Origin of the sequence: Chryseobacterium carnipullorum (assembly GCF_900142785.1) — a bacterium.
In the GTDB taxonomy this organism is placed as follows: domain Bacteria; phylum Bacteroidota; class Bacteroidia; order Flavobacteriales; family Weeksellaceae; genus Chryseobacterium; species Chryseobacterium carnipullorum.
The window spans coordinates 133,027-148,169 of the sequence record NZ_FRCD01000006.1 but is presented as its reverse complement, the minus strand read 5'-3'; the positions used below and the strand labels follow the sequence as shown (position 1 = coordinate 148,169).

Genomic DNA, 15,143 nt, shown 5'->3' with positions numbered 1-15,143 from the left:
TTAGAGAATAGAATGATACATAAAATTTACAGGGAACAGCAGCTGAACTGCGATATCGCAACAGCATGGAAGTTTTTTTCTTCTGCCAATAACCTTTCGGAAATCACACCGAAGGATATGAATTTTATCGTCCTGACCAAAATGACGGATGATGAGATTTTTGAAGGGATGATTATTGATTATTATGTTTCCCCGATATTAGGCATAAAAATGAAATGGAAAACGGAAATCACCCAGGTTGATTTTCAAAAAAGTTTTACAGATTTTCAGAAAAAAGGACCTTATAAACTCTGGAATCATCACCACGAATTTATAGTCAATGAAGAAGGAGTTTTGATGAAGGACACAGTAGATTATGAACTTCCTTTGGGATTTTTGGGTGAAATAGCCCATACAATTTTTGTAAGAAAAAAGCTTGAGCATGTGTTCAGCTACAGGTATAAAGTTTTAGAAGAACGCTTCAATAAAAAAACAAAATAATGAATTTCCTGATTGTAGTAGGTACTTTTTTCATCATGGAAGGAATGACGTGGCTCATTCATAAATATATCATGCATGGTTTTCTATGGATGCTGCACAAGGATCATCATGATCACAGCAATGAAGGGGCTATGGAGAAAAATGATTATTTCTTTCTCATTTTTGCTTTGCCAACCATTCTTCTGATGTATTACGGAACCGTACAGAATTTTAATTTCTGGTTTTATATTGCCGTGGGAATCGCTTTGTATGGAATGGCTTATTTTTTTGTTCACGATATCTTTATCCATCAACGGCTTAAAATACTGCGCAATACAGAAAATCCATATTTACTGGCTATCAGACGGGCCCATAAGCAGCATCATAAGCATACCGGAAAAGAAGAAGGAGAGTGTTTTGGATTTTTGTGGGTTCCCATCAAGTATTTTAAAATGTATTTTAATAAACATAAAGCCTGATCATGCTCCATTACACCTATCTTTTAATTAATTTTTTTACGGTCATCATCTGTTTTGTTTTTTCATTTCATCCTAAAATAAAATTCAACAGGCATTTTTCTGCTTTTTTTAAGGCAGCGTTGATGGTAGCTCTTGTTTTTATTTTTTGGGATATCTGGTTTACCAAAAGGGGAGTGTGGTGGTTCAATGATACCTATCTTTTAGGAATCCGGGTGTACAACCTGCCAATTGAAGAAATCCTGTTTTTCTTCTGTATTCCTTTTTCATGTATTTTCACATACTTCTGTCTGGATCAGTTTTTTAAACTGGACTGGAAACCACTGCCTGAAAAAATATTTGTGATCATCTCCATTGTTTCATCACTGGGAATTGCTTTTTATTTTCATGATAAGATTTATACATTTATTACTTTCTTATCCACAGCGGTAAGTATGTTCACTCTTTATTTTGTATTAAAATCAAGGTGGATCGGCAAAGCTTCATTCATCTATCTGGTGCTGATGCCCGGATTTCTGCTGGTCAACGGGATCCTTACCGGCACAGGCCTTGAATCCCCGATTGTCAACTACAATCCTCAGGATTTTATGGGAATCAGAATGCTGACCATTCCTATAGAAGATACCGTTTACGGATATGAAATGATTCTGTGGAATATTTATTTATTTCAAAAATTGAAGAGAAATGAGCAAAATTAATATTTTCTGGTTCAGAAGAGATCTCAGACTTGAAGACAATGCAGGTTTGTATAATGCGCTTAAGGCCGGACTGAAAGTGATTCCTGTTTTTATTTTTGATTCCGAAATCCTGGAAAAGCTGGAGGATAAATCAGATCAGAGAGTAGACTATATCCACCAGGCGCTTGAGAATATCAATAAAGAACTTGAAAGCCATCAAAGCGGACTCAAAACCTATTACGGAAAACCACTGGATATCTTCAAAAAACTGACTGAAGATTTTGAGGTGGATACCGTATTCTGCAACAGGGATTATGAGCCGCAGGCGATTAAAAGAGATCAGGAAGTGGCTGACTTTCTTGAAAAAAGCGGAGTAGAATTCTCAGACTTCAAAGATCAGGTGATCTTCGAAAAAAATGATATCCTGAAAAGTGATCAGTCTCCCTATACGGTCTATACTCCTTATTCAAAAAGATGGAGAGAAAACTTAGGCAATATTCAAGATTATCCCGTCGATTTCGCCAATTTTGAATCATTAAAAGATCATAAAACAATGTTCAGCCTTGAGGACATTGGTTTTAAAAAGACAGGAATGGAGTTTAACAAACCTTCTCTGGATAAAAAGATAATTAATTCTTATCAGCAATACAGGGATTTCCCATTCATGGATCATACAACTCATCTTGGTATTGCCCTGCGCTTTGGAACTATCTCTGTGAGAAAGTGTGTGAAATTTGCCCTTCAACATAGCGAAACATGGCTTAGTGAACTTATCTGGAGAGAGTTTTTCATGCAGATTCTTTTTCATTTTCCTCATGTCGTCAGCCACTGTTTTAAGAAAAAATATGAAGACATTCCCTGGAGAAACAATGAAGAAGAGTTCAAAGCATGGTGTGAAGGCAAAACAGGATATCCTATTGTAGATGCAGGAATGCGCGAACTGAATGAAACCGGTTTTATGCACAACCGGGTAAGAATGATCACTGCGAGTTTCCTTACCAAACATCTTCTGATCGACTGGAGATGGGGAGAAGCTTATTTTGCTGCAAAGCTTCTGGACTATGATCTTTCGGCTAATAATGGAAACTGGCAGTGGGCTGCAGGTTGTGGTTGTGATGCCGCTCCCTATTTTAGAATTTTCAATCCCGAAGAGCAGACCAAAAAGTTTGATAAAGATTGGAAATACATCAAAAAATGGCTTCCGGGTAAGGAAATACAACAACCGTTGGTTGAGCACAAATTTGCCAGAGCAAGAGCTTTGGAGACGTATAAAAAAGCATTAAATTGAATACACGACAATACCATTTTATAAAATCATTCATCATTAAAATAAAGAACATTGGCTAAAAAAGGAATTTTATTGGTAAATCTTGGGTCACCAAGATCTACAGCGGTAAAGGATGTAAAGGAGTATCTTGACGAATTTTTAATGGATGAACGGGTAATAGATTACCGTTGGATTTTCCGTGCGCTGCTTGTCCGTGGAATTATCTTAAACACAAGACCTGCAAAATCTGCTGAAGCTTACAAAACCATTTGGACGGATAAAGGCTCTCCACTGATTGTTATCACTGAAAAGGTTCAGGAAAAACTTCAAAAAATTGTGGATGTTCCTGTAGAAATAGGCATGAGATATGCACGGCCCAGCATTGAAACAGGAATTCAAAAACTGGTGGATCAGGGGGTTTCTGAAATTGTGCTTTTTCCGCTCTATCCGCAATATGCCATGAGTACAACTGAATCTGTCATTGAAAAAGCAGAAGAGGTGCGAAAAAAGAAATTTCCAAAGGTGAGGATCAATTACATTCAGCCTTTTTACCACAGAGATATTTACATCAATTGTCTGGCAGAAAGCATTAAGGAGAAACTTCCGGAAAATTTTGATGCGCTGCAGTTTTCCTATCATGGAGTTCCCGAAAGACATATTTATAAAACAGATCCTACCAAAACCTGTAATCTTAATGACTGCTGCTCCAGAGAAAGCAATCCAAGCCATCAGTTCTGTTACCGCCACCAGTGTTTTGACACGACTAAAAAAGTGATTGAAAAGCTGAGTTTGCCAAGAGAAAAGACTATTGTTTCTTTCCAGTCCAGGCTTGGAAAAGATAAGTGGATGGAGCCGTATACCGATGAAACTTTAGAAACAATTCCTTCAAAAGGAATTAAAAATCTGGCTATTGTCTGTCCGGCCTTTGTTTCCGACTGTCTTGAAACTCTGGAAGAAATTTCTGTAGAAGGAAAAGAACAGTTCCTGCATGCGGGAGGTGAACATTTTCATTACATTCCCTGCCTGAATGATGAAGACCGCTGGATAGAAGTAGTAAAGACTCTTTGCGAAGAAAAGCTTGATCAGTTTTATTTACTGTAATGATAAGAAAGAAGTGAAATATTTTAGTCACAAAAAAATCATAAAGTCACGATACCGCTCTTTTTAAGAGTGAAAAATGTATTATATTTAGACCGAAAAATAATTTTTTTTCATCATTTGTGTTTTTAAGTCTTCCTCCGGGAAGACTTTTTTTATGGCGGTGAGCATTGAAAAACTCCAACCCGAATCGGGTTAGAGTTTATTTTACAATCGGGCTATTAAGCCATAAGAATATCCATTATGATGATCACTTGATAAACTCCACATTTCCGGTTTCCATGTGATATTCCCCACCAATAATTTTGATTTCTCCCTTTTCCTCCATTTCTTTCAGGATAGGGCTGTTTTTTCTTATATTCGAAATGGTTTCATTGATGTTGGATTGGGTTACCGCTTCCAGATAGTCGGGATTTTTAGAGGTTTTTTCCCCTTTGAAATTTTGTACAGCAGCAATGGCCGGTTTTATTTTAGCCAAAAGAGCGGTAATATTGCCAAGTTCTACATTATTAATCGCAGATTTTATGGCGCCACAATGCTCATGGCCTAAAACCACCACTACTTTTGCGCCGGAAACTTTGCAGGCAAATTCAAGACTTCCTATAATATCTTCATTGCTGATATTTCCGGCAACCCTCGCGACAAACAGGTCACCGATTCCGGAATGAAAAACATCTTCTACCGGAACCCGTGAATCTAAACATGAAAGGATGACAGCTCCGGGATACTGTCCTAAAGAGGCCGTTCTTATTCTTTGTGAAGTATTACGGATGGTAAGTCTTTCATCCACAAATTCCTTATTTCTTTTTTTAAGAATGTCCAGTACAAAATCAGGTGTCAGTTGTGATTGGAATTTTTCAGTTAAAAACTCGGCATCAATCATTTCTTCTTGGTCAAAAGGGATTGGCTGATCCTTCGCTTTCTCGCAAGATGTACTTACGAAAAGAATTAGAATTAAACTCATAATTCTAAAAAAATTACTTTTTGTGTTCATTTTTTATTTTTTTTAATGGGTTGATCACACTAAAATTTTATCTCCATAAAAATGATTACATTCAAGTTTTATTATTGTTAAATTTACGAAATATTTACGTTTAAAATTGAATAATCAATAAAAAAAACACACTTATTTTAATTTTAATTTAATTTTTGTATTCAGTTATTTGTTTTCAGTAATTTTTCCTTTTGGTTTATAGTTTTTCTTAAATTGTGTCATTTTGTGACTTGTTTTTCAGGTGTTTTTTGATGGAAATCAACTAAATCGTTCATCAATGATGGTAAAAATGATTTACTTCGTCCCTAAAATCTGTTTTTTAGACTGGTGAATAGTGTAAGTTCTGTTGCTTCTCAGATTTTTTATAATGGGATGTTTTTAAAAAAACATATCTATAGGAAAGCCTGTTTGAATGAAGAAATATCCAAAATTGGATATGTTGTGTTTTGATGATTTTCAAAAAAAAAAGCCTAACCACAAAATGGTTAGGGCTCATAGTATCATTTAATTGGCTTTTAGTTTAAGTGAGAAACACTTGCGCTTATGTTTCTTACATCTATCATCTTCACGACCGTTTTAAATGGCTGATCATACTGTATTTTAATAGAATCAATAATGCTATGATCTACATTATCATCAAACTTTCTGGCAAAAAGATGATTCCCTTTCTGAAGAAAATCCAAATCGGTTTTTGTGAAAGTCTTGGGACGTAATTTGATATCCCCGTCCGGAATCCAGATAATAGCTCTCTTATCATCATCTACCAGAGTACCTGTAAATGTGGTATTCATCAAAACGGTCTGGAAGAAAGATTCATCAGCAATCAAAGTATTCAGATAATAGTCCTCAAACTTTTTCACTTCCGTACTGTTCGTGATAAATTCACAACAGTCTCTGGTTAAAATCATCCACTGGCCCCCAATATAGGGAACCACATCTTTCATGAAAGTCCTTTTGTGGGTTTTATCTGAAATTTTATCTTCCAGTTCCTCAAAATAATTTTCAATTCTGTTCATGGTTTCAGGTCTTGATTTTTTCTGGTCGGCTATTTTGATATAGCTTTTACCGTTGTTTTTAGATAGAAACTCTTTAATTATTTTCTGTGATTTCAGAGGATAATCCTGTCCGCTTAAATTAATGAAATAGTCCCATTTTGCATCCATGTTGAGAAGATATTGCATCCCGTCCAGTTCAGCCTGCACCATACTGTATCCTCCCCATACTACATTTTCACTGTCAAGGATCTGTACATTTGAATAGGGTTTTAAAAAGTTTCTGACCTCTTCGCCAATTTCCTGACTCGCTTTTTTGTCAATATGAATAAGATAAAAGTTGGTAGATTCGTAAATGGCTGTAAAAAGTTTTTTGAACTGATTTGGGAGGCGATGTACCAGAATTAAGTACGCAATACTCATCGATTTCATCGGTATACTGCCAATTTCATGCCCATCGCTTTCGCCCATGTAAACACTTTTCATTTTATATTATTTTAAAATTATGAATGTTTACAACTCATTTTATAAAGTATTAATAGACATTTTTATAAATATACGATAATTAAACTGTTTTTATTGTAAACAATAAGATTGATAATTTATCTTCGGTGATCTGTTGACAGTATTGCCTTAAAAATAATTTGCGTTTTTTAATCTGTAATTTATTGTAAATCAATATTTATTTAAAATATTATTCATTGGCTGTTTGAAGTATATTGAAAAATGTTCATTTGTAAATTTAATAACGATTTAATCCTTTTTTTGTGTCCTGTTTATTTTGAAATTAGCTTTTTTCATCGTGAAATAAATTATACATACGTCTGATAAGCATAAAAAAAGCAGAGAATCAATTCCGTGCTTTTTCTTTTTTAACTGCCTGATGCATCACGAGGATAATTCCTAAAAGGATGATCGCAATCGCCAGGTACCGCCAGGCCAGTCCGCCCTGTTCTGTAACATTTCCACTGACAGATATGATAAAACTTGTAATAGAAGTGATCACATACACCAGTCCGCCCATTAATCCTCCTGCTGTTCCCGCATTTTTAGGGAAATAAAGCATACTCGTTGTAAAAAATGAAGTAAATAGAATTCCCGAACAAATGTGAATGAAAAAGGCAAATGGAATCATGATAAACAGGCTTTCCGCATAAAAACTGGTGGCAATCAAGCCCACAATCAGTACCAGTTGTAAAATGATAGGCTGTAAAATCCTGTCCTTAAAGTCAAGCTTAAGCCGCTTTTTTCCTATAAAACCTCCGATCATCCATGAAAATCCTAATATCAGGGTACAGTACCCGATGACTACCGGCGTAAAGTGAAACGTGTTTTCAATAATAAAAGGCCCCGTGATATTAAAAAGCATCACAATAGAATAGCTCAGTCCTAAAATAAAGATTCCAAGCATGAAAATCCTGTTTTTAAGCATCATTTTATAAAGACTGATGTTCTCGGAAAGATTAAGTTTCTTTTTCTCCGGTAAACTTTCACCGCTGAAAAACCATTCAAACAGAAACAGAGCTCCTGCATAAAAAGCAAGAAAATAAAAATTCGCGTGCCAGTTAAACAGTTTTTCAAGATATCCACCCAGAAAAGGGGCCAGAATAGGTCCGCACGACCAGACGATGGTGAAATAGCTCAGATAATGTTTCACCTTTTCAGAATCATAAAGATCCACAAAAATAGCCCTGGTAGATACAACAAGGACGGAAACGGCCGCACCCTGAAGAATACGGAGCAGACAGATCAATAGGATGCTGTCCGTCATTGTAATCAGGATACTGCTGATGATCAGGAGAAATAAGGCAATCAATTTAGGCTGGTAACGCCCGATACTATCAAGAATTCCTCCTACAAACAGCTGGGAGATCCCGTAACTTAGTAAGTAAGACGTTAAAGTGATCTGGATTTCTTTTTCGGACACCTTCATTTCATGGGCCATCGAAGGAAATGAGGGCAAATAAATATCAGTGACAAACCCCGAAAGCGGGATCGACACAAAAGCCATAATGGTTATTAATCTGATTCTTTTCTCAGATGCTTCTTTCAACAACATATTCGTTCGTTATTTTACAGTGCAAAAATAAGCCAGGAAAGGTCCGGTTGAATTTTAAAAGACAAAGTAAAAATTACAAAAATCAAAGATTTAATTAGAATTCTTAAATTTTAACGGTGAAACATCAGCATGCTTTTTAAAGAAATTATTGAAATGAGACGGCTGGTCGAATCCAAGCGTATATCCTATTTCAGCAATATCCCAGTTCGTGTATTTTAATAGGTTTTTAGACTCTTCAAACACCCTTTCTTTAATGATCTGGGTCGTAGTAAGCTGCGTTACCGATTTTACTGATGAATTCAAATGGTTGACATGGACATTAAGATGCTCAGCAAAATCAGAAGCCGTTTTCAGAGCCAACGGATAAGCCGGGGAATCCAGTGGAAACTGTTTATTAAGAAGTTCATCAAACAAACGGTATAGACGGATATTGGCCGGAAGCTCATTAGGATTGATGTCATCCACACGATTTTCCAGGGCAAGATGCATCACAGAGGCCAGATGGCTTTTGATGCTGCTGCATCGAAAAGGATATGCCGAATTGTTCAGTTTATACATCTGTTCAAAATACAGCGTCGCCAGCTGCGTTTGCTCATCCGTTAAAAAAACAATGGGTTTACTCCATTCTTTGAACAGGGAAGTCTTTTTAAATAAATTGAATTCAGAATTCCCATTAAAAAACTCCTGATTAAAAAGACAAAAATATCCTTCCTGAAGATCCCCGTCACATTCCCATGAATATGGAATATGGGGCGAAGGGAAAAACAGGGCAGGACGGTCAATATACAGTTCATAAGCACCATACTGAAACGTACCTTTTCCCTGGATAAAGCTTACTTTATAATAATCACGGCGGTTATAAGGACTTTTAAAACTACAGTACTTCCGCATAGAAACATTGAAATGCGACTTTCCGGTTTCGAAATCATCCGAATCAAACATTTTCATCTGGTTCTTCCTGAGGCGTTTGTAATAATCTTCAATGGTTTCCAGCTGATCACTCATAATACAGAAATTATAAAAATCAAAGATACAGAAACCATTGTTAATCCTGATATTTTTCTATGAGGCACTCCTGATCGGTCCAAGAATTTTCTCAATTTCCTTTGAATGGCCTTTGACAATGACACAGGTCTGTAACACTTTAAACTAAAGTGATCTAAAATGTTTAAAAATCTTCTTCATATTTCATGATCTGTGTTATCCGTGAAATCTGCGGGAGATTAAAACATTCACCACAAAAGCCACAAAATTTTTTGAACACTTGAGCTGATTTAAAGTTAAAATTTATTCTGTAAAGAAGTACCCTTAAGCTTTAGTAAAATCGTTGCTTTTCCTGTTTTTTACTGATTTCTAATTGCAGAATATGGGATGGAAGATGGAAAGGTCCTGCTGTAGTGTCAGCTGCTACGGAAAATCCTGACTCTTTTAAAAACTCTAAAAGGGGATCATTCGTCATCATATTGATCCAGATAATATCGGTGAAGCTGGCGGCAGATCTGCTTTTTTTCCAGAGTGATTCCCTGATTTCCGGTGAGTTAAATTCCGGCAGGATTACAAAACTCATCTCTGTAGCTCTTTTCTCTTCAGATAGAGAAGGGTGACTCACGCCGCTTTTAAGAATGCTGTATCCCACAGGTTGATCATCTGAGTATGTAATGATAAGCTGATTGGAAAGGTCATTCAGATCATTGATCATCTTTCTGGGATCAATGTCCTCTTCAATATGTTTTTTGATGTCCTTTTCAGGAACAAGTTCCTGGTGTAATGCATACACTGAAGCATCGATAATCGTTATAAGATCAGAAATTCCCTCCTCAGAACCCACTGTAAATTTTGAAATTATATTCATGAATCTTTTTTATTCAAAATTAGAAGATAATAGCATTCAAAAGAGATACAGTTCCCATTAATTTAATCGGTACAGTTACTTATTTTGTAAATTTGTACGGTACAGTTTGTCCGATTAAAGATGAAATCATACAAATATGAAATTTTCACTTCAGTTATTGAAGAGCAGATCAGAAAGAGAATTCTGAGCAAGGGGCAGCGGTTACCTTCCGTCAGGGTGATTAAAACTCAATATAATTTGAGTACAAGTTCAGTTCAAAGTGGTTTTGATCATCTTATGATAAAAGGATTGGTAGAAAGCCGTCCCAGTTCAGGCTATTTTGTATCCTACACCCCTGAAGACAATAGTTTTCAGACCAGAGTAGAGATGCCTCTTGTGGTAAGAGATCCTGAATTTGCGAAAAATATTATGCTCACCTCAGCCAGAAACAAACCTTCTGAAGTGAGTTCTTTCAATAGCGCAGCGCCGGGAGATCTTGTAATTCCTCAAAAACTTATCCTCAGAACGATGCAGGAAGTCATCCGTGAAAAGGGAGCTGCCTTGTTGAGGTACTATCCTTCCAATGGTTTGCAGGACCTTAGAAAACAAATTTCCAAACAGATGGGATCACATGGGTGCTTAATGAATCCCGATGAACTGATCATTACAGATGGTGCATTGCAGGCTCTCACCATAGCTTTGGGAGCAGTCACTCAACCTGGTGACATCGTAGCTGTTGAAAGTCCGTGTGTCTTTTCCATTCTGGAGGCTGTGGCCAATCTAGGTCTTAAAATAATTGAAATTCCTGTACACTATGAAACAGGTTTTGATACAGAATACTTAAAGAAGGTTTGTGTCTCCAATGAGGTAAAGGCGGTGATATTAACGCCAAATTTTCAAAATCCGACCGGGATTGCTATGAGTGATGACGCTAAAAAAGAACTGTTAGCCGTTGCATCCATTTATCAGATCCCGATTATTGAAAATGAAGTATATGGTGATCTTTATTTTGGTGAAAAAAGGCCAAGTTGTATCAGGAGCTTTGATCATTCCGGCCTGGTAATGACCTATTCTTCGTTTTCAAAAACACTGGCCCCGGGTATCCGTTTAGGCTGGCTGAATACCGGACGTTTTTATTCCCGTTCCGAAAAGGCAAGGTTTGCTATGGGTAGATCTGTTTCTCCGATCTATCAGGAGCTGATGCTGAAACTTCTTCAGGGAAACAGCTATGAGAGGCACCTGCGATCTTTCCGAAAACAACTGAACAGACAAGCCGTTGAGCTGCTTGATGCCTTACGTCATTACTTTCCCGACGATGCCTGTTTTCAAAGTCCTCAGGGAGGTTACAGTATTTGGGGAAAACTACCGGAAAGAACAGATATGAAGGCATTCTTTGATTATTGTGACAAAAACAGAATTCTTTTCACTCCGGGAAATACATTTTCATTAACGGATAAGTACAGCCATCATTTTCGGATTGTTTTTGCAGACCGGATCACACCGGAAAGCCTTACTTTATTAGAAAAAGCAGGATTAAAAGCAAAATCTTACCCATAATTGAATAGCGGCAATCGTTGAAGAAGATTGAAATTGGTTTTAAGTAAAGTCGTCAGTTCATTAAATATTTTTTAATTTCGCAGCATTCAAATTCAATCAGTAAATCTATCTATTGAGAATCACGAAGCATTTTAAAAACTTTTTAACGGCAATATTCATTGCTGTATATGCTTTTGCTGTTTCTCCGGCAGAATATCTTCACCATCATTTTCTTCACAGTCAGAATGCAGGAAACTCTCTTCAGTATTCAAAAGAGAATGGAAAGATCTTTAAAAAAGCTTTTTCATCATGTGATACAAAATGTCCGGTCTGCCACCACAAACTATGGGGTGAAGGAGGAATCGGTAAGATTGATACTGCTGCATTTTCATTAACAAAAATTACGGGAAAAATTTTCTCTTCTCCCGGATTTCTATTTTCTAACACTCTTTTTTCTTTAGCGGACAGAGGTCCTCCGGTGTATGATAATTTTTAAATATCCTTTGCCTGCTTTTGCGGGCTTACCATTTTAATTATTTAATTACATAATACATTTTCATGTCAATATTACAAGCAATTGAGCTTAGTAAGCAGTACAACCATGTCACTGCTCTAAGCGGTCTCAATATATCCGTACAAAAAGGAGAAATTTTCTGTCTGCTCGGGCAAAACGGAGCCGGTAAGACAACCACAATCAATATATTTTTAGGATTCTTAAAACCAACCTCCGGTCAGGCCCTTATCAATGGAATTCCGGTGGAAATGAATGGTGAAACCACTAAAAAGTATATAGCCTATATTCCGGAAGTGGTACAGTTGTATCCCAATCTTACAGGAATTGAAAATTTAGATTTTTTCAGTCAGATGGCTGGGTTTTGCTATTCCAAAGAAGAGCTTGGAGCATTTTTGGAGAATACAAGTCTTCAGAAGGCTGCCCATCACAAAAAACTGTCTGCCTATTCTAAAGGGATGCGTCAGAAAGTAGCCATTGCTATTGCTGTTGCAAAAAATGCGGACCTCATCTTAATGGACGAACCCACTTCAGGACTTGATCCGAAAGCCACCGCCGAATTTACAAGGATCTGTAAAGATCTTGCAGCCAAAGGGAAGAGTATTATGATGGCTACGCATGATATCTTCAATGCGGTGAATGTAGGAACGCGTATCGGTATTATGAAAGAAGGCAGCCTTGTTCATATCCTGCAGGCCAGTTCTGTTACAGCAGATGAACTTCAGAGAATTTATTTGGAAACCATTTAACAACAGAAAAATGAAATACTTGTATATCACCGCTGCACTGGCTATTGCCAGTGTGAAGGTTTGTGCGCAGCAGACATTATCAGGAGAAGTGGTTGGACAAAATCATCAAAGGCTTAAAAACGCAAGAATCACTATTAAAAATAACGAAAACAAATATGAAACCACTTCCCGGGATGGGAATTTCAGTATCCCGGATGTTAAAACCGGTATTTATGAGCTCAGAGTGAATGCTGAATCTTTCGAAACCCATACAGAACAAATTGAGGCGGACAGTACGTCTTTAACAAAAAAATTAGTCATTCATCTTTATAAAGTCGGAACTATTCAGGAAGTGGAAATTTTGGGCAGAACATCAAAAAAGTACCATAGTGACTATTCATTCTCAGCTACAAAAATTGGAGTTCAGAACAAAGATATTCCGTTTTCGATTTCTACCGTCAGCAAGGAACTGATCAACGACAGGCAGGCTTTTCAATTAAGTGACGCTGTGAAAATGGCCAGCAGTGTAACCCCTGTGAGCTATTATAATCAGTTCAGTATCCGTGGAATTGCGCAGAATGAAGAAGGAACCATCATCAATGGAATGCGTACGAGACAGTATTATTTTATGCAGCCCATGACGACCAACCTTGAGAAAATAGAAGTCATCAAAGGTCCGGCCAGCGCTGTTCTTTCCAGCGTAGATCCCGGAGGAAGCATCGTTTTGGTGACGAAGAAACCGCTGAAAACACCTAGTAAGGAAGTCAGTATGAGCGTAGGAAGCTTTAGTACTATAAGAAGCTCACTCGATTTTACCGGACCACTGAATAAGGAGAAAACTCTTTTATACCGATTGAACGCAGGATATGCACAGGCTCAGAGTTTCAGGGATATACAGTCCCAGAAAAGTGTTTTGATTTCCCCTTCGATTTCCTATATACCAAATGACAGGACCGCTATCAACGTAGAAATGATCTACAGCGACCTGAACGGAAAAATAGACAGAGGACAGCCTATTTTCGGAGCGACAGATGGAATGACGGATCTGAGAAGTACACCTGTAAGCTTCAATTTAGGAGCAATTAACGATTATTTTAAATCAAAGGAACTGATCATTATGTCCAATTTTACCCACCGTATGACCGATAAGATCAGCATTAATGCATCGTATATGAAGCAGACATGGAAGGAAGATCTTCAGGAGCACAGAACAACCAATGCTTTTGCTGTAAATGCAGAGAATAAACCTATTCCAATCCTTGCAGGAATGCAGATGGTACAGCGGAATCAGTTCTGGAATACGGATAATCTCAATGCGTATCTGGTATTCAATCTTAACACAGGGCCTGTTCAACATAAAATTCTGGCAGGCTATGATTTGATCAGTACCCATAAATACAAAGGTGGAGCGCAAAACACCGCAAGAGGATATCTTCTGAAGGACGGAAAGACAACTTCTTCCTATAATCCTCAGAATGCAGATGCCTATCAAATGGTAACAATCAACGGGATTACCATGCCGAAACCCAATGTAGAGCACTTTAATCTGGCTAATCCTGTTTACAGCATTAAAAATCCTGAAGAGTATGTATTTTCAAAAACTGCATTGACCCCTGCTTTGATCCGTTCCAATGGAATGTATATTCAGGATCAGATCAATTGGAACCGTTTTAATCTATTTCTAAGCCTGAGACAGGAATGGTTTCAGGATATTACCCGGTATAAAGAGAATAATGAGATCGTTGTAAAAGACAGCAAACTGATCCCAAGACTTGGTCTTACCTATCATGTGAATGAAAATATCAATGTTTATGCCTCGTACACAGAAGGGTTCCAGCCACAGTCGAATACCGCTTCACTGGCTCCGGTAGCCATTCCTGAGGGCAGAGCTTTTGACCCTTTGAAGAGTAAGTCTAAAGAGATCGGGATGAAAGCTGATTTTTTTAATAAAAAGATTCATATTGATTTTGCCATCTACGAAATCCGTCAGCAGAATATCCTGCTGAATGCCAATGATCCTTCAGAACCGGACCGTCTCGTCACAAGAGGGCAGGAACGGAGCCGTGGCTTTGAAATGGACATTATCGGGAATGTATTACCTCAGTGGCAGGTATTCGCATCTTACGGATACAATGATGCAAGAATTGTTGACGACATCAATCCTGCGCTGATAGGAGCCAGAAAGCAGAACACTCCGTTTCACAGCGCCAATATCTGGCAGAAATACAGCTTTGACAGCTTTGGAGAATCTTCTTTTCTAGAAGATATAGCGATAGGAGTGGGCGTTCAGTACAGTGGAAATAAAGTACCGATGTATAACCGCTCATTTTTGGTTCCTGAATATACGCTTTTTGATGCTGCTCTTTATTACACACCTAAGCAGGGACCTGTGAGAATAGCTTTTAATGTCAACAATATTTTTAACAGAACGTACTGGCTCGGTGCACAAAATTACCTCCGTTTATTTCCCGGGGCTCCCAGAAATGCAATGCTCACCGCAGTCTATAAATTTTAA

14 protein-coding genes are annotated in these 15,143 nt (G+C 37.5%); 9 read left to right on the top strand and 5 right to left on the bottom strand.

What is annotated here, in order from left to right; translation table 11 throughout:
- Nucleotides 1-12 precede the first annotated feature (12 nt).
- Genes BUC06_RS08570 through hemH form a run of 5 tightly spaced genes read left to right on the top strand, consistent with a single transcriptional unit; the run spans nucleotide 13 to nucleotide 3,980 of the window.
- Nucleotides 13-480 carry an SRPBCC family protein gene (locus BUC06_RS08570; RefSeq protein WP_073332505.1) on the top strand — a complete coding sequence of 156 codons (468 nt, stop codon included), beginning with the start codon at nucleotides 13-15 and terminating at the stop codon, nucleotides 478-480.
- Nucleotides 480-938, top strand: a complete 459-nt coding sequence (locus BUC06_RS08565; protein ID WP_073332502.1) for a sterol desaturase family protein — start codon at nucleotides 480-482, stop codon at nucleotides 936-938. Before BUC06_RS08570 ends, BUC06_RS08565 begins: the two co-directional genes overlap by 1 nt.
- A 2-nt stretch (nucleotides 939-940) precedes the next feature.
- Complete coding sequence (locus BUC06_RS08560) at nucleotides 941-1,633, top strand: lycopene cyclase domain-containing protein (protein ID WP_073332500.1); 693 nt, start codon at nucleotides 941-943, stop codon at nucleotides 1,631-1,633.
- A complete protein-coding gene (locus tag BUC06_RS08555) occupies nucleotides 1,620-2,900 on the top strand; it encodes a cryptochrome/photolyase family protein (RefSeq protein WP_073332497.1) in 1,281 nt (426 codons plus the stop codon). The genes BUC06_RS08560 and BUC06_RS08555 overlap by 14 nt, the downstream gene beginning before the upstream one ends.
- A gap of 51 nt (nucleotides 2,901-2,951) precedes the next feature.
- Complete coding sequence (gene hemH / locus BUC06_RS08550; protein ID WP_073332496.1) at nucleotides 2,952-3,980, top strand: ferrochelatase; 1,029 nt, start codon at nucleotides 2,952-2,954, stop codon at nucleotides 3,978-3,980.
- Nucleotides 3,981-4,227: 247 nt separating this feature from the next.
- Here hemH and BUC06_RS08545 read toward each other — a convergent pair whose 3' ends face one another.
- The 5 genes from BUC06_RS08545 to BUC06_RS08525 all read right to left on the bottom strand — a co-directional run bounded on the left by BUC06_RS08545 (nucleotide 4,228) and on the right by BUC06_RS08525 (nucleotide 9,874).
- Nucleotides 4,228-4,941 (bottom strand): carbonic anhydrase family protein, encoded by a 714-nt coding sequence (locus BUC06_RS08545; protein ID WP_228423664.1) that lies wholly within the window; start codon nucleotides 4,939-4,941, stop codon nucleotides 4,228-4,230.
- Between the two features lie 545 nt (nucleotides 4,942-5,486).
- The gene (locus tag BUC06_RS08540) at nucleotides 5,487-6,449 is read right to left on the bottom strand and encodes a beta-1,6-N-acetylglucosaminyltransferase (protein WP_073332490.1); all 963 of its coding nucleotides are present in this window, start codon (nucleotides 6,447-6,449) and stop codon (nucleotides 5,487-5,489) included.
- 364 nt (nucleotides 6,450-6,813) lie between these two features.
- Entirely contained in the window at nucleotides 6,814-8,019 is a 1,206-nt protein-coding gene (locus tag BUC06_RS08535; protein ID WP_073332743.1) for an MFS transporter, read from the bottom strand.
- A gap of 93 nt (nucleotides 8,020-8,112) precedes the next feature.
- Complete coding sequence (locus tag BUC06_RS08530; RefSeq protein ID WP_073332487.1) at nucleotides 8,113-9,027, bottom strand: helix-turn-helix domain-containing protein; 915 nt, start codon at nucleotides 9,025-9,027, stop codon at nucleotides 8,113-8,115.
- 310 nt (nucleotides 9,028-9,337) lie between these two features.
- A complete protein-coding gene (locus tag BUC06_RS08525; protein ID WP_073332485.1) occupies nucleotides 9,338-9,874 on the bottom strand; it encodes a hypothetical protein in 537 nt (178 codons plus the stop codon).
- A gap of 120 nt (nucleotides 9,875-9,994) precedes the next feature.
- On the opposite strand from BUC06_RS08525, the gene BUC06_RS08520 reads away from it, so the two are divergent.
- The 4 genes from BUC06_RS08520 (at nucleotide 9,995) to BUC06_RS08505 (ending at nucleotide 15,143) form a co-directional block, all read left to right on the top strand.
- Nucleotides 9,995-11,410: an aminotransferase-like domain-containing protein gene (locus BUC06_RS08520; protein ID WP_073332482.1), complete on the top strand. Its 1,416-nt coding sequence runs from the start codon at nucleotides 9,995-9,997 to the stop codon at nucleotides 11,408-11,410.
- A gap of 112 nt (nucleotides 11,411-11,522) precedes the next feature.
- Nucleotides 11,523-11,885 (top strand): hypothetical protein, encoded by a 363-nt coding sequence (locus BUC06_RS08515; protein ID WP_073332479.1) that lies wholly within the window; start codon nucleotides 11,523-11,525, stop codon nucleotides 11,883-11,885.
- Nucleotides 11,886-11,947: 62 nt separating this feature from the next.
- Nucleotides 11,948-12,649 carry an ABC transporter ATP-binding protein gene (locus BUC06_RS08510; RefSeq protein WP_073332477.1) on the top strand — a complete coding sequence of 234 codons (702 nt, stop codon included), beginning with the start codon at nucleotides 11,948-11,950 and terminating at the stop codon, nucleotides 12,647-12,649.
- 10 nt (nucleotides 12,650-12,659) lie between these two features.
- Nucleotides 12,660-15,143, top strand: a complete 2,484-nt coding sequence (locus BUC06_RS08505; protein ID WP_073332741.1) for a TonB-dependent receptor — start codon at nucleotides 12,660-12,662, stop codon at nucleotides 15,141-15,143.

Coding starts and splice junctions, on each gene's coding strand:
- BUC06_RS08510 (WP_073332477.1), top strand. CDS start 11,948: ATGTCAATATTACAAGCAATTGAGCTTAGTAAGCAGTACAACCATGTC.
- BUC06_RS08525 (WP_073332485.1), bottom strand. CDS start 9,874: ATGAATATAATTTCAAAATTTACAGTGGGTTCTGAGGAGGGAATTTCT.
- BUC06_RS08555 (WP_073332497.1), top strand. CDS start 1,620: ATGAGCAAAATTAATATTTTCTGGTTCAGAAGAGATCTCAGACTTGAA.
- BUC06_RS08540 (WP_073332490.1), bottom strand. CDS start 6,449: ATGAAAAGTGTTTACATGGGCGAAAGCGATGGGCATGAAATTGGCAGT.
- BUC06_RS08520 (WP_073332482.1), top strand. CDS start 9,995: ATGAAATCATACAAATATGAAATTTTCACTTCAGTTATTGAAGAGCAG.
- BUC06_RS08530 (WP_073332487.1), bottom strand. CDS start 9,027: ATGAGTGATCAGCTGGAAACCATTGAAGATTATTACAAACGCCTCAGG.
- BUC06_RS08505 (WP_073332741.1), top strand. CDS start 12,660: ATGAAATACTTGTATATCACCGCTGCACTGGCTATTGCCAGTGTGAAG.
- BUC06_RS08570 (WP_073332505.1), top strand. CDS start 13: ATGATACATAAAATTTACAGGGAACAGCAGCTGAACTGCGATATCGCA.
- BUC06_RS08560 (WP_073332500.1), top strand. CDS start 941: ATGCTCCATTACACCTATCTTTTAATTAATTTTTTTACGGTCATCATC.
- BUC06_RS08545 (WP_228423664.1), bottom strand. CDS start 4,941: ATGAGTTTAATTCTAATTCTTTTCGTAAGTACATCTTGCGAGAAAGCG.
- BUC06_RS08565 (WP_073332502.1), top strand. CDS start 480: ATGAATTTCCTGATTGTAGTAGGTACTTTTTTCATCATGGAAGGAATG.